This window comes from Stenotrophomonas sp. GD03930 (assembly GCF_029839665.1).
Classification (GTDB): domain Bacteria; phylum Pseudomonadota; class Gammaproteobacteria; order Xanthomonadales; family Xanthomonadaceae; genus Stenotrophomonas; species Stenotrophomonas forensis.
Genome location: NZ_JAOCAV010000001.1, coordinates 270,944 through 292,107 on the forward strand (window position 1 = coordinate 270,944; position 21,164 = coordinate 292,107).

18 protein-coding genes are annotated in these 21,164 nt (G+C 67.9%); 8 read left to right on the forward strand and 10 right to left on the reverse strand.

Going from position 1 to position 21,164, the window contains the following annotated elements; genetic code table 11:
• Positions 1–76: 76 nt before the first annotated feature.
• Complete coding sequence (locus N5C18_RS01335; RefSeq protein ID WP_345782061.1) at positions 77–2,371, reverse strand: EAL domain-containing protein; 2,295 nt, start codon at positions 2,369–2,371, stop codon at positions 77–79.
• Between the two features lie 351 nt (positions 2,372–2,722).
• Entirely contained in the window at positions 2,723–4,669 is a 1,947-nt protein-coding gene (locus N5C18_RS01340; protein WP_053508283.1) for a DEAD/DEAH box helicase, read from the reverse strand.
• A 266-nt stretch (positions 4,670–4,935) separates the two neighbouring features.
• Here N5C18_RS01340 and N5C18_RS01345 point away from each other — a divergent pair, with 266 nt between their 5' ends.
• A complete protein-coding gene (locus N5C18_RS01345; protein ID WP_108760017.1) occupies positions 4,936–5,157 on the forward strand; it encodes an RNA-binding S4 domain-containing protein in 222 nt (73 codons plus the stop codon).
• 11 nt (positions 5,158–5,168) lie between these two features.
• Here the strand turns inward: N5C18_RS01345 and ubiM are convergent, their stop codons facing one another.
• From ubiM to N5C18_RS01365, 4 genes are all read right to left on the reverse strand, one after another.
• Positions 5,169–6,347, reverse strand: a complete 1,179-nt coding sequence (gene ubiM / locus N5C18_RS01350; protein ID WP_279943626.1) for a 5-demethoxyubiquinol-8 5-hydroxylase UbiM — start codon at positions 6,345–6,347, stop codon at positions 5,169–5,171.
• Positions 6,348–6,427: 80 nt separating this feature from the next.
• Positions 6,428–6,817 (reverse strand): MAPEG family protein, encoded by a 390-nt coding sequence (locus N5C18_RS01355; protein ID WP_279943627.1) that lies wholly within the window; start codon positions 6,815–6,817, stop codon positions 6,428–6,430.
• Between the two features lie 11 nt (positions 6,818–6,828).
• Positions 6,829–7,374, reverse strand: coding sequence for a DUF4019 domain-containing protein (locus tag N5C18_RS01360; RefSeq protein WP_053449184.1), 546 nt, complete (start codon positions 7,372–7,374; stop codon positions 6,829–6,831).
• 58 nt (positions 7,375–7,432) lie between these two features.
• Complete coding sequence (locus N5C18_RS01365; protein ID WP_279943628.1) at positions 7,433–8,596, reverse strand: hypothetical protein; 1,164 nt, start codon at positions 8,594–8,596, stop codon at positions 7,433–7,435.
• A gap of 328 nt (positions 8,597–8,924) precedes the next feature.
• Between N5C18_RS01365 and N5C18_RS01370 the strand changes: the two genes are divergently transcribed.
• From N5C18_RS01370 to N5C18_RS01380, 3 genes are all read left to right on the forward strand, one after another.
• Positions 8,925–10,403 (forward strand): DNA-3-methyladenine glycosylase 2, encoded by a 1,479-nt coding sequence (locus N5C18_RS01370; protein WP_279943629.1) that lies wholly within the window; start codon positions 8,925–8,927, stop codon positions 10,401–10,403.
• Positions 10,400–10,891: a methylated-DNA--[protein]-cysteine S-methyltransferase gene (locus tag N5C18_RS01375; protein WP_006426103.1), complete on the forward strand. Its 492-nt coding sequence runs from the start codon at positions 10,400–10,402 to the stop codon at positions 10,889–10,891. The genes N5C18_RS01370 and N5C18_RS01375 overlap by 4 nt, the downstream gene beginning before the upstream one ends.
• 175 nt (positions 10,892–11,066) lie before the next feature.
• Positions 11,067–12,329, forward strand: a complete 1,263-nt coding sequence (locus N5C18_RS01380) for an ectonucleotide pyrophosphatase/phosphodiesterase (RefSeq protein ID WP_164242595.1) — start codon at positions 11,067–11,069, stop codon at positions 12,327–12,329.
• A 100-nt stretch (positions 12,330–12,429) separates the two neighbouring features.
• On the opposite strand, the gene N5C18_RS01385 is transcribed toward N5C18_RS01380, so the two are convergent.
• Positions 12,430–12,609 (reverse strand): 30S ribosomal protein THX, encoded by a 180-nt coding sequence (locus tag N5C18_RS01385; protein WP_004150462.1) that lies wholly within the window; start codon positions 12,607–12,609, stop codon positions 12,430–12,432.
• A gap of 110 nt (positions 12,610–12,719) precedes the next feature.
• On the reverse strand, positions 12,720–13,133 hold the full coding sequence (locus tag N5C18_RS01390) for a MerC domain-containing protein (protein WP_008264835.1): 414 nt from the start codon (positions 13,131–13,133) through the stop codon (positions 12,720–12,722).
• 135 nt (positions 13,134–13,268) lie between these two features.
• Between N5C18_RS01390 and N5C18_RS01395 the strand changes: the two genes are divergently transcribed.
• The 4 genes from N5C18_RS01395 to N5C18_RS01410 all read left to right on the forward strand — a co-directional run bounded on the left by N5C18_RS01395 (position 13,269) and on the right by N5C18_RS01410 (position 19,115).
• Positions 13,269–15,479 (forward strand): TonB-dependent receptor, encoded by a 2,211-nt coding sequence (locus N5C18_RS01395; protein WP_053508294.1) that lies wholly within the window; start codon positions 13,269–13,271, stop codon positions 15,477–15,479.
• A gap of 225 nt (positions 15,480–15,704) precedes the next feature.
• Positions 15,705–16,271 carry a TetR/AcrR family transcriptional regulator gene (locus N5C18_RS01400; RefSeq protein ID WP_053508296.1) on the forward strand — a complete coding sequence of 189 codons (567 nt, stop codon included), beginning with the start codon at positions 15,705–15,707 and terminating at the stop codon, positions 16,269–16,271.
• A complete protein-coding gene (locus N5C18_RS01405) occupies positions 16,271–17,944 on the forward strand; it encodes an MFS transporter (RefSeq protein WP_279943630.1) in 1,674 nt (557 codons plus the stop codon). Before N5C18_RS01400 ends, N5C18_RS01405 begins: the two co-directional genes overlap by 1 nt.
• Before the next feature lie 10 nt (positions 17,945–17,954).
• Complete coding sequence (locus N5C18_RS01410; RefSeq protein ID WP_053508300.1) at positions 17,955–19,115, forward strand: HlyD family secretion protein; 1,161 nt, start codon at positions 17,955–17,957, stop codon at positions 19,113–19,115.
• Positions 19,116–19,223: 108 nt separating this feature from the next.
• Here N5C18_RS01410 and N5C18_RS01415 read toward each other — a convergent pair whose 3' ends face one another.
• Both N5C18_RS01415 and gltX read right to left on the reverse strand, forming a co-directional pair.
• Positions 19,224–19,715, reverse strand: a complete 492-nt coding sequence (locus tag N5C18_RS01415) for a Fur family transcriptional regulator (RefSeq protein ID WP_004150412.1) — start codon at positions 19,713–19,715, stop codon at positions 19,224–19,226.
• Positions 19,716–19,749: 34 nt separating this feature from the next.
• Positions 19,750–21,153: a glutamate--tRNA ligase gene (gene gltX, locus N5C18_RS01420; protein WP_053449177.1), complete on the reverse strand. Its 1,404-nt coding sequence runs from the start codon at positions 21,151–21,153 to the stop codon at positions 19,750–19,752.
• Positions 21,154–21,164: the final 11 nt, after the last annotated feature.

The following is a 21,164-nucleotide window of genomic DNA, read 5'->3' on the forward strand; positions in this document are numbered from 1 at the left end:
CTGCACGTCGCCCCTGGCGCGCATTATCGCAGCCGAGCGCGCCGCGCATGTGTAGACCAAAGTCGCCGCCGGCGGTTCAGCCCGCGCCCTGCGGCCCGTTCACCGCCACCAGCCGGAAGGGCTTCAGGTCGGTCAGGGTCATCCGTTCCAGCGGCTGCGGCCGTTCGATCGCATAGCCCTGCAGGCCCTGTACCCCCAGCCTGGTCAGCGCGCCGGCCACCTCCGCGGTCTCCACCCATTCGGCCACCACTTCCATCTGCAGCTCGCGCCCCAGCTCGCTGATCGCCCGCACGGTGGCGTGGCTGACCGGGTCGGTGTCCATGTCGCGCACGAATGCACCATCGATCTTCAGGATGTCGGCCGGCAGCTGGCGCAGGTAGCCGAACGAGGACAGGCCGGACCCGAAGTCGTCCAGCGCCATCCGGCAGCCCCGCGCCTTCACCGCATCGATGAAGGCGCGCGCCTGGCTGAGGTTGCTGATCGCAGCGGTCTCGGTGATCTCGAAACACAGCTTGGACGCCAGTGCGCGGTTGCGTTCGAGCAGGTCGCAGACGAAGGCCAGGAACCCTGGCTCGGCGATCGACTGGGCTGAAACGTTGACGTTGCACAGGCCCAGCTGGCGCACGTGCGCCGGGCAGACCTGCAGGTGCCGGAACAGCAGCCCGAGCACATGGCGATCCAGCGCAACGGCCATGCCGTAGCGCTCCACCGCCGGCATGAACTGGCCGGGCAGATGCAGGCTGCCGTCGGTGCCGCGCATGCGCACCAGCACCTCGTAGTGCAGGTAGGACGGATCGCCCACCCGGGCGATGCGCTGCGCATACAGCAGCATGCGGTTCTCGGCCATCGCCAGGCTGACGCCCTGCAGGCGTTCGGCCTCCAGCCGCCGTTCTTCCAGCGCCATGCGGTTCTCGTTGAAGCAATGCACGCGGTTGCGACCTGCCTGCTTGGCCGCGTAGCAGGCGCTGTCGGCGGCACTCATCAGCCAGTTCACGTCGGGCGCATCGGCACTGACCTCGACCACGCCGATGCTGCAGCTCAGCTGCGGGCTGCCCTCGCTGATCGGGAAGGTGGCCTGGCCCAGGTTGCGGATCACCCGCTGCAGCACCCGCTTGGCTTCGTCCTGGCCGGCATGGGCGAGGAACACGGCGAACTCATCGGCGCCAAGCCGGCCGACCCAGTCGCCATCGCGCACGGCCGCCACCAGGTAATCGGCGAAACTGCGCAGCATCTGATCGCCGGCTGCATGGCCGAAGCTGTCGTTGACCAGCTTGAAATGATCCAGGTTTATGTAGCACAGCGAATGCGTGCCGCCGTCGCTGCGCACCTGCAGCAGCGCGCGTTCCAGCAGGCGTTCGATCTCGCGGCGGTTGATCAGGCCGGTCAGCGGATCGTGGCTGGCGTGGTGCTCGATCTCACGCGCCAGCGCATGGTTCTGGCTGACGTCCTCGATGATCGCGAACACCGACAGCCCCCCGCTGCTGTGCACGCCGGTACCACTCCAGCGCCCCCAGACCAGGCTGCCGTCGCGCCGCCGGAAGCGCAGTTCGCTTGGCCGCAGCTGCCGGTCCCAGTCAATGCGGCCGACACCGTCGATGACCAGCTCGCCGTCCATCAGCAGATCGTGCAGTGACATCTGCAGCAGCACATCACGACGATAATCGAGAATATCCGCCATGGCCTGGTTGGCCTCGATCACCTTGCCATCGGTGTCGAGCTTGAGCATGCCCACGTTGGCCTGGTAGAACGCCGCGCGGAAACGGCTCTCGTGTTCGGTCAGGTCCTTGCCGACGCGACGCGCCAGCGCCACGGCCATCAGGCTGATCGCCAGCACCGACAGGCCCGCGACCATCAGCGTGGCCAGCCTCACCAGCGTCGCCATCCGCAGCAGCGCCTGCGAGAACGCCTGGCTCTGCACCTGCATCCGCCGATCAAGGTCACCCAGTTGCTGCAGGTAGCGGTCACGTGCGGCAGTCGGCAGCGGGCCACTGCCGTGCCGCAGCTGCAATTCATCGACCAGGCGCTGCACCGCCATCAGGTCGCCGTCGGTCTTCCGCCACAGCGCGGTTGCTTCGCGGAAGGCACCGATATCGCGTGCATAGCGGAACGAGAACACCAGGCGCGGGATATCGGCGCGCGCATTGCCGCCCTGCAGGAATCCCTGCCTGGCCTTGGCTTCATCCGGCTCAGCCTGTTCCAGCGCCAGCCGCGCCTGCAGATCGCCCAACGGCACCTGCAGGGCCTGACGCGCATGGTCCAGGTCCTGGGCATCGCCCCGCGCCAGGTAACGGCTGAGCGCGGCGGTTGCATCCTGCTGACCGCGCGACCAGTAGCCCTGGCCGGCAATCCAGGCGGTGGAGGCCGCCTGCAGTTCCTAGATCAGCGCGGACAGTGCGACCAATCCAATCGCCATGCCCGTCAGCAACGCAAATCGCAGTCCCAGGCCACGGGTCATGGGAACCCGTCGGCTCTGCTGGTCCGTGCCACTCCTACCCATCCCGGATCCCCCCGAATGTGCTGCGGTGACAACCTCCCTTGGAACCGCCCCAGCCTAGGACCGGGAATGTGTTGGCCATGCGAAAAAGGGACGGAGGGGATTAAGTCGTTTATGGCATAAGCACCTGGCCTGCCATTTACGACTTAATCCCCTCCGTCCCCTTTTTGCGGCCCGGAACGGGCAACGCCAGCCCGAAGGCTGGCGTTGTCAGGGCTGAGGTGCGGCTCAGTAGCTGCGCGGGCCGCGCGGCTTGAAGCCGTCACGACGCGGCGGACGGCTGTCGCGGTCACCGCCGCGGTCGCCACCGTGACCACCCGGACCACCCGGGCCGCCACGACGCGGGCCACCCGGGCCGCCCGGACCACGCTTGTCGAAGCGCGGCTTGAACGGACGCGGGGCCGGGTTGGTGTCTTCACCCGGCGCCAGCGCGCGCATCTGCAGCTGCTGGCCCGACACCCACACCTTCTGCAGGTGCGACAGCACGTCCGGCGGCATCTGTGCCGGCAGGTCCAGCAGCGAGAAATCGTCGTGGATGTCGATGCGGCCGATGAAGCGGCTTTCCAGGCCGGCCTCGTTGGCGATGGCGCCGACGATGTTGGCCGGCTTCACGCCATGCTGGTGGCCGACCGAAATGCGGTAGGTCTCCATGCCCTGCTCCGGCGCGCCACGCGGCGGAACCTCACGGCGCGGGCGCTGCTCGAAACCACCCTCGCCGTCCTCACGACGCGGGCCACGCTCGAAACGCGGGCTACGCTCGTTGCGGTCGAAGCGATCGCCACGCTCCGAGCGGTCGCCACGGTCGAAGCGCTCGCGCGGCGCACGCTCTTCGCGCGGGGCACGCACCGGCGGCTGCAGCAGGAACGGGGTGTCACCCTGCAGCATTTTGGCCAACGCGGCGGCCAATTCGATGGCCGGCACGTTCTGCTCGTTCTCGAAGCGCTCCAGCAGCTGGCGGTAGAAATCCAGGCCGCCGGCGCCGAGGGTTTCGGTGATGCGCGTGGTGAACTTGTTGATGCGGTTGTCGTTGACCGCTTCCACGCTCGGCAGCTGCATTTCTTCGATCGGCTGGCGGGTAGCGCGCTCGATCTGGCGCAGCATGCCCTTCTCGCGCGGGGTGGCGAACAGGATCGCCTCACCGCTGCGGCCGGCACGGCCGGTACGGCCGATGCGGTGCACGTAGCTTTCGGTGTCGTACGGGATGTCGTAGTTCAGCACGTGGCTGATGCGCTCCACGTCCAGGCCACGGGCGGCCACGTCGGTGGCAACCAGGATGTCCAGCTTGCCTTCCTTCAGCATGGCGATGGTGCGCTCACGCTGGGCCTGCTGCATGTCACCGTTGATCGCGGCTGCGGCCAGGCCACGGGCCTGCAGCTTGCTGGCCAGTTCTTCGGTGCCGGCCTTGGTACGGGCGAAGATGATCATCGCGTCGAACGGCTCGACTTCCAGGATGCGGGTCAGCGCGTCCAGCTTGTGCATGCCGCTCACCCACCAGTAGCGCTGGCGGATGTTGGCCGAGGTGGTGGTCTTGGCCGCGATGGTCACTTCCACCGGGTCCTGCAGGTAGGTCTGCGCGATGCGGCGGATCTGCGGCGGCATGGTGGCCGAGAACAGCGCAACCTGGCGCTGTTCCGGCAGCTTCTTCAGCACGGCCTCGACGTCATCGATGAAGCCCATGCGCAGCATTTCGTCGGCTTCGTCCAGCACCAGGGTCTTCAGCTCGGACAGGTCCAGGGTGCTGCGGTCCAGGTGATCGATCACGCGGCCGGGTGTACCGACCACGATGTGCACGCCGCGGCGCAGCGCCGACAGCTGCTGGCCGTACGGCTGGCCGCCGTACACCGGCAGCACGCGGAAGCCCGGGATCTTCGACGAATACGACTGGAACGCCTCGGCCACCTGGATGGCCAGCTCGCGGGTCGGCGCCAGGATCAGGGCCTGGGGCTTGATCTGCTGCAGGTCGATGTTGGACAGTACCGGCAGTGCGAACGCAGCGGTCTTGCCGGTACCGGTCTGGGCCTGGCCCAGCACGTCGCGGCCTTCCAGCATCGCCGGGATGGTGGCGGCCTGGATCGGCGACGGGGTTTCGTAGCCGATGGCGGTGACCGCCTGCATCACGGGCTCGGACAGGCCGAGCTGCGCAAACTGCAGCGGCGCTTGGGAATCTTGGGACATGGGGAACTCCGAAGGCACTGCCGTCGTTCTGGCAGTGCGATAAAAAAGGGATGGTCCGCGCTTTGGGCGCCCTTCTTATCGCGTGCCCTGGCGCTGCTCGGTCGGAGGAGATTTCACTCGCTCAGAGCGGAATGATACCGCATTGATCCTGAACGAGGCATACAGCTTTCCAAGCGCGTGCGGTGGTGCCCGGTGCTGGCGCACAATACGCGCCCTCTTTCCGGCCCGGCCACTGGCCTGCGCCCTCTTCCCAGGAACCCCGCTCCATGCAGATTCTCGAATTCGACCTCGACGGCGACTACGTCGAACTCAAGCAGCTGCTCAAGCTGGCCGACCTGGTGACCAGTGGCGGCGAGGCCAAGATGGTCATCAGCGAAGGGCAGGTGCTGGTCGACGGCGAGGTTGAACTGCGCAAGGCCTGCAAGATCCGCGCTGGCCAGGTGGTCGAATTCGCCGACAGCCAGATCCGCGTGCTGGCTGCCAGCTGATCTGAACCCGTTCAGGCCACGCGCTGGGTCAGGTGCGAGGCGATCAATTGCCTGAACGGCGCCACCCCCTGCGCCACGCGCAGGCCGGCCGCACGCAGCAGCCGCGCCGGACGGCGATCGTCGGTGTACAGGCTGGCGATCGCGTTGGTGGCCTCGTACAGCGGCCGCGACGCCAGTCGATGGCCACGCTGATAACGGGCCAGCATGCCCTCGGCCGCGATGTCGGCACCACGCCGCTGCTGCTCGACGATGCCCTGCGCCAGCCGCTGTGCGCTGGCCAGGCCCAGGTTGAAGCCATGCGCGGTGACCGGGTGCATGCCCACCGCCGCATCGCCGACCAGCGCAGAGCGCTCGCCCACGAACCGGTGCGCGTACACCCCTACCAGCGGATACGCCTGCGGCGTGGCCACCGGCTGCATCCGGCCCAGGCGGTGTTCGAAGCAGGCACTGATGGCCTCACCGAACGCCACCTCGTCCATCGCCAGCAGTTCCTCGATCTGCCGCGGCGGCAGCGTGATCACCGCCGATGCCTGGCCCTCGTTGAGCGGCAGCAATGCCATGGTGCGGCCATAGCCGAACCACTCCCACGCAGTGTGGTGGTGATCGCGCTCGACCTGCATGCGGCAGACCAGCATCGACTTGCCGAAGTCGCGCATCTGCGCGCCGATGCCGAGCATGCGACGGGTTGCCGAAAAGCGGCTGTCGGCGGCCACCAGCAGGCGCGCGTGCAGCTTGCTGCCATCGTCCAGCGTGACCACGTGGCCCTGTGCATCGGCCTGCACGCCCAGCACCTTGCGGCCATCAAACAACTCCAGCCCATCCTGGCCCTGCACGGCATCCCATGCGGCGCGGCGGATCAGATGGTTGGGCACCAGCCAGCCCAGCGGCTGGCCGTCCACCTGGCTGCTGGCGAAGGTCAGCGCGAATGGCGAGCCGCCGTTCATCACCCTTGCGTCGCGCAGCTCGGCCACTTCGGCCTGCGCCAGGCGCTGCCACAGCCCCAGCTGCTCCAGGCTCTGCCGCGAGGCATGGGTCAGCGCGATCTCGCGACCATCGAAGGCCGCCTCGGCCAGTACCTGGCGCGGCTGCACGTCCACCAGCCCGACCTGCAGGCCGCTACCGGCCAGCGCGCGTGCGAAGCACAGACCCGCCGGGCCCGCGCCGACCACCACCACGTCCATCCTGCGCATGCGCGCCTCCTGCCGTTGATCCAGTCCGCGCCAGCATAGCGCCACGCAGCTGACCGGCCTTGATCTGGATCAGGCCCGGCTCACAACAACGCGAACACCAGCGCCAGGATGGCCAGCAGCGATACCGCCCAGACCAGGCTGCGCACATAGGGCACGCCGGCGGCATACAGCGGCAGATAGACCACTCGTGCCCAGAAGTAGGCCTGCGCGGCCAATGCGGTGGTGTCGTTGCTGCGCCCGGCCAGCACCACCGCGATCGCGGCGGCGGCGAAGAACGGGAAGGTCTCCAGGAAGTTGGCCTGGGCCCGCTGCAGGCGGCCGGCCAGCGCACTGAGCGGCCGGGCCTGGCCATCACGCGCCGAGGCATTCCAGTTCAGGCCACGCTCGCGGGTGACCACGGTGGAGGTAGCGAAGATGTAGACAAAGCCCAGCAGCACCGACCAGGCCAGCATCGTCAGTTCAGTTGCCATCGTTGTGCTCCTCAGGGTGCCGATGCACGCAGGCTGTAACCGGCCAGGCGCCACACCTGGTCCTCGTCGAAACGGAACGACACCAGTTCGCGTACCGGCTGCGCGCTGTTGGCGAAGCGGGTCGGGAAGCTGACGTTGATGTACAGGCCTTCGGGCACGGCGGCACCGGCGCCGTACTTGACCCGGGTGATGGTCGGCTGGCCGCGGCCGGCCATCGCGCCCAACCGCGTGCGCTCGGTGGTCAGCTGGCTGACAAAGGCCGCCTTGGGCACCGCACGTCGCGCGACGGCGGAGGCGCCCTCCCACAATTCACCGGCACGATTGGCATCGACCAGCTGCGCCGCCTTCACTGCGGCCGCGCCCATTTCCGCGTCCTGCTTCTGCACCTGCGCCTGCTGCGCGGCGGTCAACGCCGGGGCACCGGCGGTGGCCGGCTTCGCGGCCGCCGGCGATGCCGGCGCCGGGCGCGCGGGTGCCGGGGCAGGAGTGGCCGGCGCAGGCACCTGCGCCAACACAGTGAAGGGCATCAGGGACAGCAGCAGGAGTACGCGCTTCATGGACACCGCCGGTTACCGGGAAAGAACCGCAGTCTACGCCAGCGCAGTGAGCTGTTCGTCAGCGCGCGTGGGCGCTGCCCTCGACCACCGCAGCGTCGGCCTGCGCGGCAGGCTTTCCGGCCTCCGCAGGAGCCTGCTCGGCCACCGGCGGTGGCTCGGACGGCGCCGGCGGCAGCGTGGCCACATCGATCTCCGACAGCGGGCTCTCTTCAGGACACACCGCATCCGGGAAACCGAAGCGCTGCTTCAGTGCCTGGCCACAGCTGTTGATCGACTCCATGTCAGCACCTTCGCGCTTGCACTGCTGGTCGAAGGCGATCAGGAACGCATCCTTGCGCTGTACGAAATCATCGCCGCAGGCGCGCATCTGCTTGATCCGCTCCAGGTCATCCTGCACCGCGTTGGTGCCATCCAGGCCGTACTGGCGCAGCTCGTCCGGGGTCAGCAGGCGCAGGCTGCGGTTGGGCACGGTCATCATCAGATCGGCCACGCCCACCGCCACGCCGTTGCGCTGCAGGTAGTCCTTCACGTTGTCGTAGACCTCGTGCAGCTCGCGGTTGAGTTCAGCACGCGAGGTGGCCTTGGAACTGATGCGCATCATGCGGTGGATGCCGACCTTGCCCGACAGCAGGCGATTGTCACCGGCGGCCAGCACGAACACGCAGGCACTGTGGCAGATCGAGCCTTCGCGCACCCAGATGGTCCAGCCCGATTCACCGATGCTGTCACCGGCCACGATGGCCGATTCCACTTGGCCGCCGCTGGAATCCAGGTCGAGGATGCGCTTGTGGATCTTCTGCTCGTCGGCGACCACGGCCAGCCGCCACATCATCTCGGCGAAGCCCGGATTGATCTTTCCGGAATAGCGCACGCGCATCAGGCCACGCTCGGTACACGGCGCCAGCGCCTGGCTGATCTGATCGCGCTGCAGGCCCTCCAGCTCGATACCGTCGCCGGCCTCGCCGGCGTACTCGGTGCTGCAGCTGACCCAGGCGCGGCCATTCTCCAGCTGCGCCTGCGGCCACGGCCGATCGGCCCGGCTGCGCGGTGCTGGCGGCGGTAGCGGCGCGTCGGCCGCATTGATCGACACCATGTTCTCGCCATCGCTGGCCGGCGCGCGCGCCGCTTTGTCGGCGGCGATCACATTGCCCGGATTCTCCAGCTTGCTGCAGCCCGCCAGGGCCAGGCACAACAGGGGCAACCAGCGGAATTTGGCGGACATCGGCAACCGGTCTTCATGAGAGCAAGGGCCACAGTCTACCCGTCCAGCGCGCGCGTTCAGCGCGTGGCACTGAACCCGCTCTGACCCTCGGGAAAGCGTGTCGACCAAGGTCGACACCTACCCACAGCAAAAGCGTGCCGACCAACGGTCGGCACCCACCAACTGCAGCGACCAACCGCCCCGCCATCCCACGGACTGCCAGCTTTTGATTGAGACGTTGACGGTGACGTTGCGGGTGCAGGGCTGCAAGCCCTGCCAGCCCCCCCCTTTCAGCATCCATGTCCGAATCCGGCGAGTATCCCCACCCGCACCCGCCTAGACTGGCGCCATGGACACCGCCCTCGCCCTCGACACCGCCGCCTGCGACCGCGCCCGCCTGGCCCGCGACGCACGCTTCGACGGCGTGTTCTTCACCGCCGTGCGCAGCACTGGCATCTACTGCCGCCCGGTGTGCCCGGCGCCACCGCCGAAGCCGCGCAACATCACCTACTACCCGACCGCCGCCGCGGCCGCTGCGGCCGGCTACCGGCCGTGCCTGCGCTGCCGCCCGGAACTGGCACCCCAGGCCCAGCAGGCACTCGCCGGACAGACCGTGCAGCGCGCCCTGGCCCTGATCCAGGGGGGCTTCCTGCAGGAGCAACCGGTGGCAGATCTCGCCCAGCGCATCGGGCTCAGCGCGCGCCAGCTGCAACGGCTGTTCGTCGAGCATCTGGGCGCGACACCCGGACAGATCCACGCCACCCATCGCCTGCTGCTGGCCAAGCAGCTGTTGACCGAAACCACGCTGCCGGTGACCGACGTCGCGCTGGCAGCCGGCTACAACAGCCTGCGCCGCTTCAATACCGCATTCCTGCAGGGTTGTGGCATGGCCCCCACCGCGCTGCGTCGCCAGCACCAACCCCTCGCCGCCGATGAGGGGGGCCTGGTGCTGCGCCTGGCATACCGGCCGCCGCTGGACTTCCCACGCATGCTGGCCTTCCTGCGCAAGCGCAGCCTGCCCGGCATCGAACTGATCGGCGAGGACAGCTACCAGCGCGTGTTGGGCACGCCTGAGCGGCCCACCCTGCTGCGCGTCACCGCCGATCCGAAACGGCCGGAACTGCACCTGCAGCTCAGCGCCGTCGATCCACGCCTGATCCCGGACATCGTGCGTCGCGTGCGCCGCGTGTTCGACCTGGATGCCGACCTGCAGCAGGTGCACGCCGCACTGGGCGAAGAACCGCTGCTCGCACGCGGCATCGCCGAACGCCCCGGGCTGCGTGTTCCGGGCGGCTGGGATGGATTCGAAGTGGGCGTGCGCGCGGTGCTCGGCCAACAGGTCAGCGTCGCCGCAGCCACCACGTTCGCGCGCCGGCTGGTGGATGCCTTCGGCGCACACCTGCCGGGCATGCCATCGGACTTCGATCGCCAGTTCCCCGCACCCGAGGTGCTGGCCGGGGCGCCGCTGGAATCGATCGGCCTGCCGCGCAGCCGTGCCGCTACCGTGCGAGCACTCGCAGCCGCCTGCGCCAGCGGCCAGCTCGATTTCGGGCCGGGCCAGGCGCTGGAAGAGTTCGTCACCCGCTGCGTGGCACTGCCCGGCATCGGCCCGTGGACCGCGCAGTACATCGCCCTGCGGGGCCTCGGCCAGCCTGATGCCTTCCCCGCCGGCGACCTGGTGCTGCAGCAGGTGCTCGGCCATGCGCAGGGCCAGCGCCTGAGCGAGCGTGCCACCGAAGCACGCTCGCAACCCTGGCGGCCGTGGCGCGCGTATGCCGTGCTGCACCTGTGGCACCTGTCCGGCACTTTCGTTGGAGAACCGACATGACCCTGTTGTTCGACCGTTTCGACAGCCCGATCGGCGTGCTGACCATCGCCGGTGACGAGCGCGGACTTGCGCATGTGCTGTTTCCGGAAAACCGCCATCCGGCGCGTGGCCGCGACGACTGGCACTACGCGCCGGATGCGCTGCCGGAAGCCCGCGAGCAGTTGCTGCAGTTCCTGCACGGCGAACGCAGCAGCTTCGATCTGGAACTGGCACCGCGCGGCACGCCATTCCAGCTGCGCGTGTGGCAGGCGCTGGCGCTGATTCCGTTCGGGCAGACCTGGAGTTACCTGCAGCTGGCGCAGCACCTGGGACAGCCCAGCGCAACGCGCGCGGTGGGCGCCGCCAACGGCCGCAACCCGTTGCCGATCATCCTGCCCTGCCATCGCGTCATCGGCAGCAACGGCGCACTGACCGGGTTCGGCGGTGGGCTGGAAACCAAGGCCGCGCTGCTGCGCCTGGAACAACGCCAGGCGCCATTGTTTGCATGAGGGCCGGCCGGGCTGCGCCCGGCACCCGCAGAAACAACGGCAACGTCAAAAGCCAGACCGGCTCTGGATTGATGTGGGTTGGGCGGCGCGGGGACAAGGAAGAATGCGCGGACACGCTGCGCCCTTCGGCGCAGCGTGTCTTGGGCCGGTCATTGCGCCGGCTTATCATGCGCGGATGACTTCCGTACGCCTGACCTGCGCGCTGGCGCTGCTGCTGCCATTGGCCGCCTGCACCACCGCGCCCGCGCCCTCCGCCGCCCCTTCCGCCTCCGTTGCCACGCCCGTTGCTGCGGCTGCGCCGCCGAAGCTGCTGCTGATCTCCATCGACGGCCTGCGCGCCGACGCGCTCGATCGTGGCCTGACCCCGAACCTGCAGCGGCTGATCGACGGCGGCGTGCGTGCACGCTGGATGACCCCGTCCTATCCGTCGCTCACCTTCCCCAACCACTACACCATCGTCACCGGCCTGCGCCCGGACCACCACGGCATCGTCAACAACAGCATGGACGACGAGGCACTGGGCCGTTTCGAGCTGAGCAACCGCGAGGCGGTCACTACCAGCGCGTGGTGGGGCGGCGAGCCGATCTGGGTCGGCGCCGAGAACGCCGGCGTGCGTTCAGCCACCACCTCGTGGCCGGGCAGCGAGTCGGAAATCCGCGGGGTGCGCCCGAGCCAGTGGCGCATCTACGACGGCCAGGAACCGCTGGAACAGCGTGCCGGCATCGTGCTTGACTGGCTGGCGCAGACCGACGCCGATGCGCCGCGCCTGACCACGCTGTACATGGAGCACGTGGACAAGGCCGGCCACCACTACGGCCCGGATTCGAAGCAGTATGCCGACGCCATCGTGCGCGCCGACCAGATCGTCGGCCAGGTGCTGGATGGACTGCAGCAGCGCGGGCTGGCGTCGACAACCAACGTGATCGTGGTGTCCGACCATGGCATGGCCAGCGTCGCCGACGGCCACGTGATCGCCACCGAATCGATGGCCGATCCGGCCATCGCGCGCAATGTCAGCCAGGGCCAGTCGGTGGGCTTCGCACCGGTCGCCGGTCGCGAAGCCGACGCCGAACGCGTCCTGCTCGGCCGCCACGCCCACTACGAATGCTGGAAGAAGGAAAACCTGCCGCCGCGCTGGCACTACGGTACGCACCCGCGGGTGCCGCCGATCGTCTGCGCCATGGATGAAGGCTGGGATGCCCTGCATCGGGACCGGATCGCCAAGCGCACCAAGCAGGATCGCGGTTCGCATGGCTACGACAACGCCCTGCCGTCCATGCGTGCGGTGTTCGTGGCCAGCGGCCCGTCATTCCGCCAGGGCCTGGTGATCGATGGCTTCGACAACGTCGATGTCTATCCGCTGCTGGCGCATCTGCTGCAGGTGCCGGCCGCGCCGAACGACGGCAACCCGGAAACGCTGAAACAGACCCTGCGCTGACGCCGCCGTAGAGCCGGGCCCACGCCCGGCTCAGCGAGCAGGCATAAAAAAACGCGGCGCCAGGCGCCGCGTTTTTCCTTGAAGCGGTCGACCGGCCGGATCAGGCCTTGGCGACAGCCTTCTTCGCCACAGCCTTCTTCGCCGGAGCCTTGGCCACGGTCTTCTTGGCAACCGGGGCGGCGGCGCCTACGGCGACCTTGCTCGCGGTGTGCGAACGGGCGTTGCCGTAGCTGGCGTTGTAGCGCTTGCCCTTGGCGGTCTTGCGGTCACCCTTACCCATGTCTTCAACTCCTCAAGTGTGAAATCTGGTTACCCCGTACTGACACGGGTTCGGCGGGGCCGCCTTGCTGGGCGCCCCCGCGCACGATGGGAAATCCTATCACGGAGCGCCTAGTGCGCGCAGCTGGCGTCGTGCACGTGGCCGTGATTGAGGCGCAGGTTGACCAGGTGCGCGACGCCCACCAGCAGGCCACCGATGGTCATCACCACCGCATGCGGCACCGCGTTGTGATGCAGCGGGTCGTACAGCACGCCGGCCCACAGCGCGACCAGGCCCGGAATCAGGAAACCCAGCGCGCGCAGCGCACCATGCCGGCGATAGCCCCATACCAGGCTGAACAGCCCAAGCAGGGTCACGAACACCACCAGCGCCTGCTCCACGCCGTCACTCAACCAGAACGACAGGCCCAGCGACGGCGCCGCCGCCAGCAGCACGGGGATCACCGCGCAATGCACCGCGCACAGCATCGAACCAGTGGCGCCGAAACGGTCGAGCAGGTGGCGCAGGCGTGAGGACAGGGACATGACTTCCAGCAGGGTCGGCGAATCGTTATGGAATAATATAACATCCGTTCCCAACCCGCACGGTTTCCCTCCCCCTGTCCCACCGACGGGATTCGTGCGCCCTGCGATTGATACATTGTAACAAAGGACCTGCCCATGCCCGCCCACACCCCCCGGCTCAAGCCGCATTCCCTGGCCCTGGCCCTCGCCGCCCTGCTGCCGTCCGCCGCCTTTGCTGCCGGCCAGGACGGCGCCCATCGTGACCGCCACCTGACCGAGCTGTCGTCGGTGCAGGTCACCGCATCGCCGCTGCAGGGCGATGCCGAATCGCTGGCGCGCCCGGTCGAGGTTCTCGCCGGGGAACGCCTGGACGAGCAGAAGGCCGGCACCCTCGGCGATACCGTAGCCAAGCTGCCCGGCGTGCAGAGCACGTTCTTCGGCCCGGGCGTCGGCCGCCCGATCATCCGCGGCCAGGAAGGCCCGCGCGTGGCGGTGCTGTCCAATGGCATGGGCAACATGGATGCCTCCACGGTCAGCGCCGACCATGCCACCAGCATCGAGCCGTTCCTGGCCGACCAGATCGAAGTGCTGAAGGGGCCGGCCACGCTGCTGTTCGGCAGCGGCGCCATCGGTGGTGCCGTCAACGTGGTCGATGGCCGCATCGCGCGCGAACTGCCGGAGCGTCCGCTCAGCGGCCGTGCAGAACTGCGCGGCAATTCGGTGAACAACGAACGCAGCGGCATGTTCCGCCTCGATGGTGTCAGCGGCAACGTCGTGCTGCATGTGGACGGCCTGGTGCGCAATGGCGACGACTACCGCATCCCGGGTTACGCGGTGATCGACAGCCTGGAAGATCACCACGACCACGACCACGATCATGACCACGATGCGGCCGAGGGCGAAGAACCGCGCCGTGGCCGCCTGGACAACAGCTCGATCCGCACCCGCGCCGGTGGCGTCGGCGCAACGTGGCTGGGCGAGGGCGGCTACTTCGGTGTGTCGGCCAGCACCTACCGCACCAACTACGGCATTCCCAATGGCGCGCACGTGCACGCCGACGGTGATGATCATGGCCATGACCACGGCCACGACCACGGCGATGAAGAGGAAGGCGGCGACGAGCATGACGTGCGCATCGACATGGTGCAGAACCGCTTCGAGACCAAGGCCGGCATCTACGACCCGGTCTCGTTCCTGAAGAACATCAACGCACGCGTGGCCTACACCGACTACGAGCACGTGGAGCTGGAGGCCGGCACGCCGTCCACCCGCTTCACCAACCGCGGCATCGAAGCGCGCCTGGAAGCGGTGCAGCAGCAGATCGGTGGCTGGGACGGTGCCTTCGGCCTGCAGTTCGGCAACAGTGATTTCGGCGCCAAGGGCGAAGAAGCCTTCGTTCCGGATACCGGCACCAGGAACATCGGCCTGTTCGTGCTGCAGGAAAAGCAGTTCGGCCCGTTCAAGCTGGAACTGGGCGGTCGCCACGACCAGGTCAAGCTGGACCCGACCGGTGACTACCGTCGCCGCACCTTTGGTGCCACCAACCTGTCCGCTGCGGGCATCTGGAAGCTCAACGACGCGGTGGACCTGCGCATTGGCGTGGACAGTTCCGAGCGTGCGCCGACCAATGAAGAGCTGTACGCCGCTGGCGCACACATCGCCACCCGTTCGCTGGAAATCGGTGATGCCAACCTGAAGACCGAGCGCGGCCAGCGTATCGAGCTTGGCATCCACACCCACAGTGACCGCCTGGACTTCTCCGCATCGGTCTACCAGACCAAGTTCAAGGACTTCATCTACCTGGCCGACACCGGCGTCACCGAGGGCCTGCCGGTTCGTGCGTGGACCCAGCAGGACGCGGTGTTCCGCGGTGCCGAGGCCGAAGCACTGGTGCACCTGTTCGAGGGTGGCGCCGGTGACTGGGACCTGCGCCTGTTCGGCGACTACGTGAAGGCCAAGCTGGATGGCAGCGGCAGCCGCAACCTGGACATCGCCGTGCCGCATGGCGACCACAACCACAACTACTCGGTGGAACTGGCCAATACCGGCTACCTGCCGCGTATCGCTCCGGCCCGCGTCGGCGCCGACCTGCGCTGGTCGAAGGATGGCTGGCGCGCCTCGGTCGGTGCGGTGCGTTACAGCCGCCAGAAGGACGTCGCGCAGAACGAGGAACCGAGCAACGGCTACACCCTGGTCGATGCCCACCTGGCCTACCGTTGGGACCGCAACGCGAGCAACAGCTACGAGGTGTTCCTGGATGGCAGCAACCTGACCAACCGCGAAGTGCGCCCGCACACCTCGCTGCTGCGCGACTACTCGCCGCTGCCGGGCCGTGGTGTCGCATTCGGCATCCGCGCGTTCTTCTGATCGGGCAGCGGGGTCGGAGCCCATTCCGCAGGAAAGGGCTCTGAACCTCCACCATCCACGCATGGCGTGGATCTACAGCATCTGCAGCGGGGGCCTTCGGGCCCCCGTTTTCATTTCCGCCAACACCATCACGCAAGCGTCACAAAGATGTGCGTACGACAACAAACGGACAATCCCGTCACTCAATGTCTCGCCAACCGGACATTAATGTCCGAAAATGAACCCATGACCGCCCAACGTGCCGATGCCGCTGCCCGCCGTGCCCTCATCCTCGACGCCGCCGATCATGTCTTCGGCCAACATGGCGTCACCGCTCCACTGGACCTGGTGGTCGAACGCGCCCAGGTGGGCCGCGCCACCCTGTATCGCAACTTCCCCGACCGTACCGCGCTGATCCAGGCGCTGCTGCAGCGTACGGTCGACCGCATCCGGCGCCAGGTCGAGCAGCTCGGCGACCGCGACGACGCCCTGTTCGAGGTGTTCGAGGGAATGGCCCAGCGCATCATCGATTCGCCTGCCCTCGCCGATTACTGGCGTGCGGTGGATTCGGACGTGCCGGCCATGCGCACCGCGCGCGAGACCGTGCGTGACCTGCTGGAAGCGCCGATTGCCCGTGCCAAGGCCGCCGGCCTGTGCCGCGCCGACCTGGAGAAGACGGATATTTCACTGATCTCGGGCATGCTGGGCGCAGCCCTGCGCGGCAAGACCCGCGACGAGCGCGCCCAGCTGGCCGGGCGTGCCCTGCAGCTGCTGCGCGGGGGTCTGCAGGGAGCACCCAGCGAGGCGCGCTGATGGTCCAGCCGTATCTGAAGCCGGTTCCGGATTGGGAGGAGCACGAGAAGCCGACCATGCCCGGTTCGGCGTCGATGCCCTGGCATCCGCCCCATCGACGCGTGGCCTATGCACTGGTGTCGCTGCTGGTGGCGATCACCGGCGGCCTCGGCAATGCGCTGGTCACCGCCAACCTGCCGTTCCTGCAGGGCCAGCTGGCGCTGACGCCGACCCAGGGCAGCTGGCTGGTGGCGGCCTACGCGATGGTCAATGTCACCGCCAACCTGCTGGCCTTCAAGTTCCGCCAGCAGTACGGCATCCGCCTGTTCGCCGAGATCGGCCTGGGCCTGTACGCAGCGCTGGCGGTGCTGCATCTGTTCGTCGGCAGTTTCGAGACCACCCTGCTGACCCGCGCCGCCAGTGGCTTCGCCGGCGCCGCCTGTTCGACACTGGGCACGCTGTACATGCTGCAGGCGCTGCCGCGCCGCTTCACCGGCAACCTGCTGGTGGTGGGTGTGGGCCTTTCGCAGCTGGCGGTGCCGATTGCCTGGATTGTGTCACCGGGGCTGGTCGATACCGGCCAGTGGCACCAGCTCTACTCATTCGAAGCCGGCCTCGCCCTGTGCGCGTTCGCGGCGGTGGTGGTGCTGAAGCTGCCGCCCGGCATCCAGATCAAGGCCTTCGAGCCGATGGACTTCCTCACCTTCGCCCTGCTCGCCCCTGCCGTTGCCCTGCTGGTGATCGTGCTGGCACAGGGCTATACGCGCTGGTGGCTGGATACGCCGTGGCTGGGGTGGGCACTGGTCGCCTCCATCGCGTTGTCCACCACCGCCTTCATCATCGAACACTACCGCCGCAACCCGCTGCTGCAGACGCGCTGGCTGGCCAGCCTGCCGGTGCTGCACTTCATCGTGGGCGCGTTCCTGATCCGCTTCCTGACCACCGAGCAGTCCTACGGCGTGGTCAACCTGATGCGTACGCTGGGCATGGGCCCGGACCAGCTGCGCCCCCTGTTCGGCGTGATCCTGGCCGGCGTGATCACCGGCATCGCGGCGGCGTCGCTGACGTTCGGTCCGAAGCGGCTGATCGCCCAGCTGCTGATGGCGATCCTGCTGCTGGGCACCGCTGCCTTCTTCGACCAGCACCGCACCAGCCTGGACCGGCCGCACGACTTCTACGTCAGCCAGTTCCTGGCCTCGGTCGGCGCCGGCATGTTCATGGGCCCGCTGATCATGCTCGGCATCTCCGCTGCACTGAAGCAGGGCGTGGACCACATGATCACCTTCCTGGTCACGCTGTCGATCACCCAGACCCTGGGCGGCCTGGCCGGTTCGGCGGTACTCGGCACTTTCCAGCTGCATCGTGAGCAGCTGTATTCCAGCGCGTTGACCAGCCAGCTCGATCCGGCCGACCCGGTGGTCGCGCAGCGCCTGCGCGTGCAGCAGCAGCTGTACAGCGCGCAGATCACCGATCCGGTGCTGCGCAGCGCGCAGGGCAGCGCACAGCTGGCGCAGATCACACGCCGCGAAGCCAATGTGCGCGGCTTCAATGATGTGTTCACCCTGAGCGGTTGGCTGGCCATCGGCTTCCTGTGCTGGTTGCTGCTGCTGTCGCTGCGTACCGCCGTGCTCAAGCAATGGCGCAAGCGCCACCCTCCGTCCCCTGCTGCGGCCACGCCGGCCGCGCCCCGTTGAGTTGATCGCCATGCCCCCCGTCCCGCCCCGCCCCGACGACATCGACGCCGACAACGTCACCCCGCCGCCGCCCACCGATGCGGCACCTGCGCCCACACCCGCGGCGCCGGCGGCCGCGCCGAAATACCTCAAGCCCAGCGCGCGCAGCGTGGTGGTGATGGTGGTGGTGGCGTTGCTGGGGATCGCGCTGATCCTGCGTGCCTGGCATCTGTGGCCGTTCACCAGCACGGTGATGGTGACCGACAACGCCTATGTGCGCGGGCAGATCACGGTGATGGCGCCGCAGGTGAACGGCTACGTGACCGAGGTGCTGGTCAAGGACTTCCAGCATGTGAAGAAGGGCGAACCCCTGTTGCGCATCGATGACCGCATCTATGCGCAACGTGTCGCCCAGGCACAGGCGACGCTGGACAGCGCACGCGCGGCACTGGCCAATTCGGACCAGTCGCAGGCGCAGAACCGTGCGCAGATCGCCTCCGCACACGCCACGCTGTCGGCGGGCCAGGCCGAACTGCAGCGCTCGCGCAACGAGGCCCGCCGCTACGAGGAGCTGGCCGCACAGCAGCTGGTGTCGATCAACGATCGCGACAAATTCCGCACCAGCCAGGCCTCGGCGCAGGCCAGCGTGCAGCAGTCGCAGGCGCAGATCCGCATCGCCGAGGAAACGCTGGTATCGACCCGGGTGGCACGCAAGAGCCTGGAAGCACAGGTGGAGAGCGCGCAGGCACAACTGGAACTGGCCCGCATCGACCTGGCCAATACGGTGATCCACGCACCGCGCGACGGCCAGATCAGCGAGGCCAGCGTGCGCGTGGGCCAGTACGTGGCCGCCGGTTCGCAGCTGCTGTTCCTGGTGCCTGACACGCTGTGGGTGGTCGCCAACTACAAGGAAGGCCAGACCTGGCAGATGGCGATCGGCCAGCCCGCCTCGTTCTCGGTGGACGCCTTCCACGGCCAGGTGCTGAGCGGCCGCGTGGAGGAGATCGCGCCCGCCACCGGGTCCGAGTTCAGCGTGCTGCGCCCGGACAACGCCAGCGGCAACTTCACCAAGGTGGTGCAGCGGCTGCCGGTGCGCATCAGGATCGACGGGGAGCAGAAGCTGGCAGCACAGCTGCGGCCGGGCATGTCGGTGATCGTGCGGGTGGATACCGCGACCAAGCCGATGGACTAGGGTGCAGGCCCGGTTGTGCCGATATGAAACGGGGTCAGATCTCTTTGCCAATGGCGAATGGATCCGACCCCGCTCCCATGCCGGCCAGCGGCCGGCACTACCGTTGCGTTACCCGGCGCAGCGCGCGCAGAGCCCGTGCACTTCCAGGGTCTGTGCCTGCGGCTGGAAGCCCAGCTCCTTGGCGCGCTTTTCCAGCTGGGTGACGATCTCGCGGTCTTCCAGTTCCACCGCGCTGTGGCAGCTGTTGCAGATCAGGAACGGCACCGAATGCGCCGCGCTGCTGGGATGATGGCAGGCCACGAAGGCATTCACCGATTCCAGCTTGTGCACGAAGCCGTTGGCCATCAGGAAGTCCAGCGCGCGGTACACGGTGGGCGGGGCATCGGCGCCCACGCCCTTGCCGTTGCGCACCCATTCCAGCAGCTCGTAGGCCTTGACCGGCTTGCCGGCCTCGGCGATCAGCTTCAGTACGTTGGCGCGGATCGGGGTCAGGCGCAGCCCGCGTTCGCGCGAGACACGCTCGACCACCGCCACGAAATCCGATGCGTCGTGGACGTGGTGGTGCGGGGCGGTACAGGCAGTGGCGGTCTTGGCGGGCATGCGTGTTCTCCGGTTCGGGCCTGGCAAGGATGCCTCAGGCCGTTGCTACCTTGGTGATGGCCACATCAATGCGTTTCAAGGCCTGTTCGCGGCCGGCCAGGTACACGGTATGGGAAATGTCAGGACTGACCTGGGTGCCGGTGATGGCCACGCGCAGCGGCTGGGCGACCTTGCCCATGCCGATGTCCAGCGCGGCGGCCACGTCGTGCAGGGCCACGCCCACCGACTCGGCGGTCCACTCCGGCAGCGCTGCCAGCAGCTCGCGGGCCTTGCCCAGCGCCACCTCGGCACCGGCCTTGAAGTGCTTGGCCACCGCCGCTTCGTCGTACTCGGCCAGCGGCTGGTACCAGACCACGGCCTTCTCGGCCATTTCCTTCAGGGTCTGCACGCGTTCACGCAGCGCGATCACCACGTCCTCCGGGGCGGGGCCGGCGGCCACGTCCAGGCCCAGCTTCTGCAGCTGGTAGACCAGGTGCGGCACGATGGCAGCCACATCCTCGGTCTTCAGGAAGTGCTGGTTGACCCAACCCAGCTTGGCCATGTCCAGGCGCGAGGCCTTGGAATTGCAGTCCTTCACGTCGAACAGCTCGATCAGTTCCTGGCGGCTGAACAGCTCCTGGTCACCGTGCGACCAGCCCAGGCGGGCCAGGTAGCTCAGCAGCGCGTCGGGCAGGTAGCCGGCATCCTTGTACTGCATCACGTCGGCCGCGCCGGTGCGCTTGGACAGCTTGGCGCCCTGCTCGTCCAGGATCATCGGCATGTGGCCGAACTTCGGCACCGGCGCACCGATGCCTTCGTACAGGTTGATCTGGCGCGGGGTGTTGTTGATGTGGTCGTCGCCGCGGATGACCTCGGTGATGCCCATGTCCCAGTCGTCCACCACCACTGCGAAGTTGTAGGTGGGGTAGCCGTCCGGGCGGAAGATGACCATGTCATCCAGCTCGCTGTTGGCGATCTCGATGCGGCCCTTGATCAGGTCGTCGAACACCACCGTTCCTTCCAGCGGGTTCTTGAAGCGGATGACGCGGTTCGGGTCGTCCTTGTACGGCAGGCCCAGCTCGCGCGCGGCGCCGTTGTAGCGCGGCTTTTCCTGCCGGGCCATGGCGGCTTCGCGCATCGCGTCCAGCTCTTCGCGGGTTTCGTAGGCGTAGTACGCCTTGCCGTTGGCGATCAGCTGCTCGGCCACTTCCTGGTAACGGGCGACGCGCTCGGTCTGGTAGATCGGGCCCTCGTCGTAATCCAGGCCCAGCCACTCCATCGCCTCCAGGATGGCGTCGATCGCACCCTGGGTGCTGCGTTCACGGTCGGTGTCCTCGATGCGCAGCACGAACTCGCCGCCGCGGTGGCGGGCCTCCAGCCAGCAGTACAGCGCGGTGCGGGCACCGCCGATGTGCAGGTAACCGGTGGGGCTGGGGGCGAAGCGGGTGCGGCAGATCATGAGGCGCTCGG

What these genes read in the sequence shown, in the direction of transcription:
- N5C18_RS01340 (WP_053508283.1), bottom strand. Translation starts at nt 4,669, where the DNA reads ATGTCCCAAGATTCCCAAGCGCCGCTGCAGTTTGCGCAGCTCGGCCTG.
- N5C18_RS01345 (WP_108760017.1), top strand. Translation starts at nt 4,936, where the DNA reads ATGCAGATTCTCGAATTCGACCTCGACGGCGACTACGTCGAACTCAAG.
- ubiM (WP_279943626.1), bottom strand. Translation starts at nt 6,347, where the DNA reads ATGCGCAGGATGGACGTGGTGGTGGTCGGCGCGGGCCCGGCGGGTCTG.
- N5C18_RS01355 (WP_279943627.1), bottom strand. Translation starts at nt 6,817, where the DNA reads ATGGCAACTGAACTGACGATGCTGGCCTGGTCGGTGCTGCTGGGCTTT.
- N5C18_RS01360 (WP_053449184.1), bottom strand. Translation starts at nt 7,374, where the DNA reads ATGAAGCGCGTACTCCTGCTGCTGTCCCTGATGCCCTTCACTGTGTTG.
- N5C18_RS01365 (WP_279943628.1), bottom strand. Translation starts at nt 8,596, where the DNA reads ATGTCCGCCAAATTCCGCTGGTTGCCCCTGTTGTGCCTGGCCCTGGCG.
- N5C18_RS01370 (WP_279943629.1), top strand. Translation starts at nt 8,925, where the DNA reads ATGGACACCGCCCTCGCCCTCGACACCGCCGCCTGCGACCGCGCCCGC.
- N5C18_RS01375 (WP_006426103.1), top strand. Translation starts at nt 10,400, where the DNA reads ATGACCCTGTTGTTCGACCGTTTCGACAGCCCGATCGGCGTGCTGACC.
- N5C18_RS01380 (WP_164242595.1), top strand. Translation starts at nt 11,067, where the DNA reads ATGACTTCCGTACGCCTGACCTGCGCGCTGGCGCTGCTGCTGCCATTG.
- N5C18_RS01385 (WP_004150462.1), bottom strand. Translation starts at nt 12,609, where the DNA reads ATGGGTAAGGGTGACCGCAAGACCGCCAAGGGCAAGCGCTACAACGCC.
- N5C18_RS01390 (WP_008264835.1), bottom strand. Translation starts at nt 13,133, where the DNA reads ATGTCCCTGTCCTCACGCCTGCGCCACCTGCTCGACCGTTTCGGCGCC.
- N5C18_RS01395 (WP_053508294.1), top strand. Translation starts at nt 13,269, where the DNA reads ATGCCCGCCCACACCCCCCGGCTCAAGCCGCATTCCCTGGCCCTGGCC.
- N5C18_RS01400 (WP_053508296.1), top strand. Translation starts at nt 15,705, where the DNA reads ATGACCGCCCAACGTGCCGATGCCGCTGCCCGCCGTGCCCTCATCCTC.
- N5C18_RS01405 (WP_279943630.1), top strand. Translation starts at nt 16,271, where the DNA reads ATGGTCCAGCCGTATCTGAAGCCGGTTCCGGATTGGGAGGAGCACGAG.
- N5C18_RS01410 (WP_053508300.1), top strand. Translation starts at nt 17,955, where the DNA reads ATGCCCCCCGTCCCGCCCCGCCCCGACGACATCGACGCCGACAACGTC.
- N5C18_RS01415 (WP_004150412.1), bottom strand. Translation starts at nt 19,715, where the DNA reads ATGCCCGCCAAGACCGCCACTGCCTGTACCGCCCCGCACCACCACGTC.
- gltX (WP_053449177.1), bottom strand. Translation starts at nt 21,153, where the DNA reads ATGATCTGCCGCACCCGCTTCGCCCCCAGCCCCACCGGTTACCTGCAC.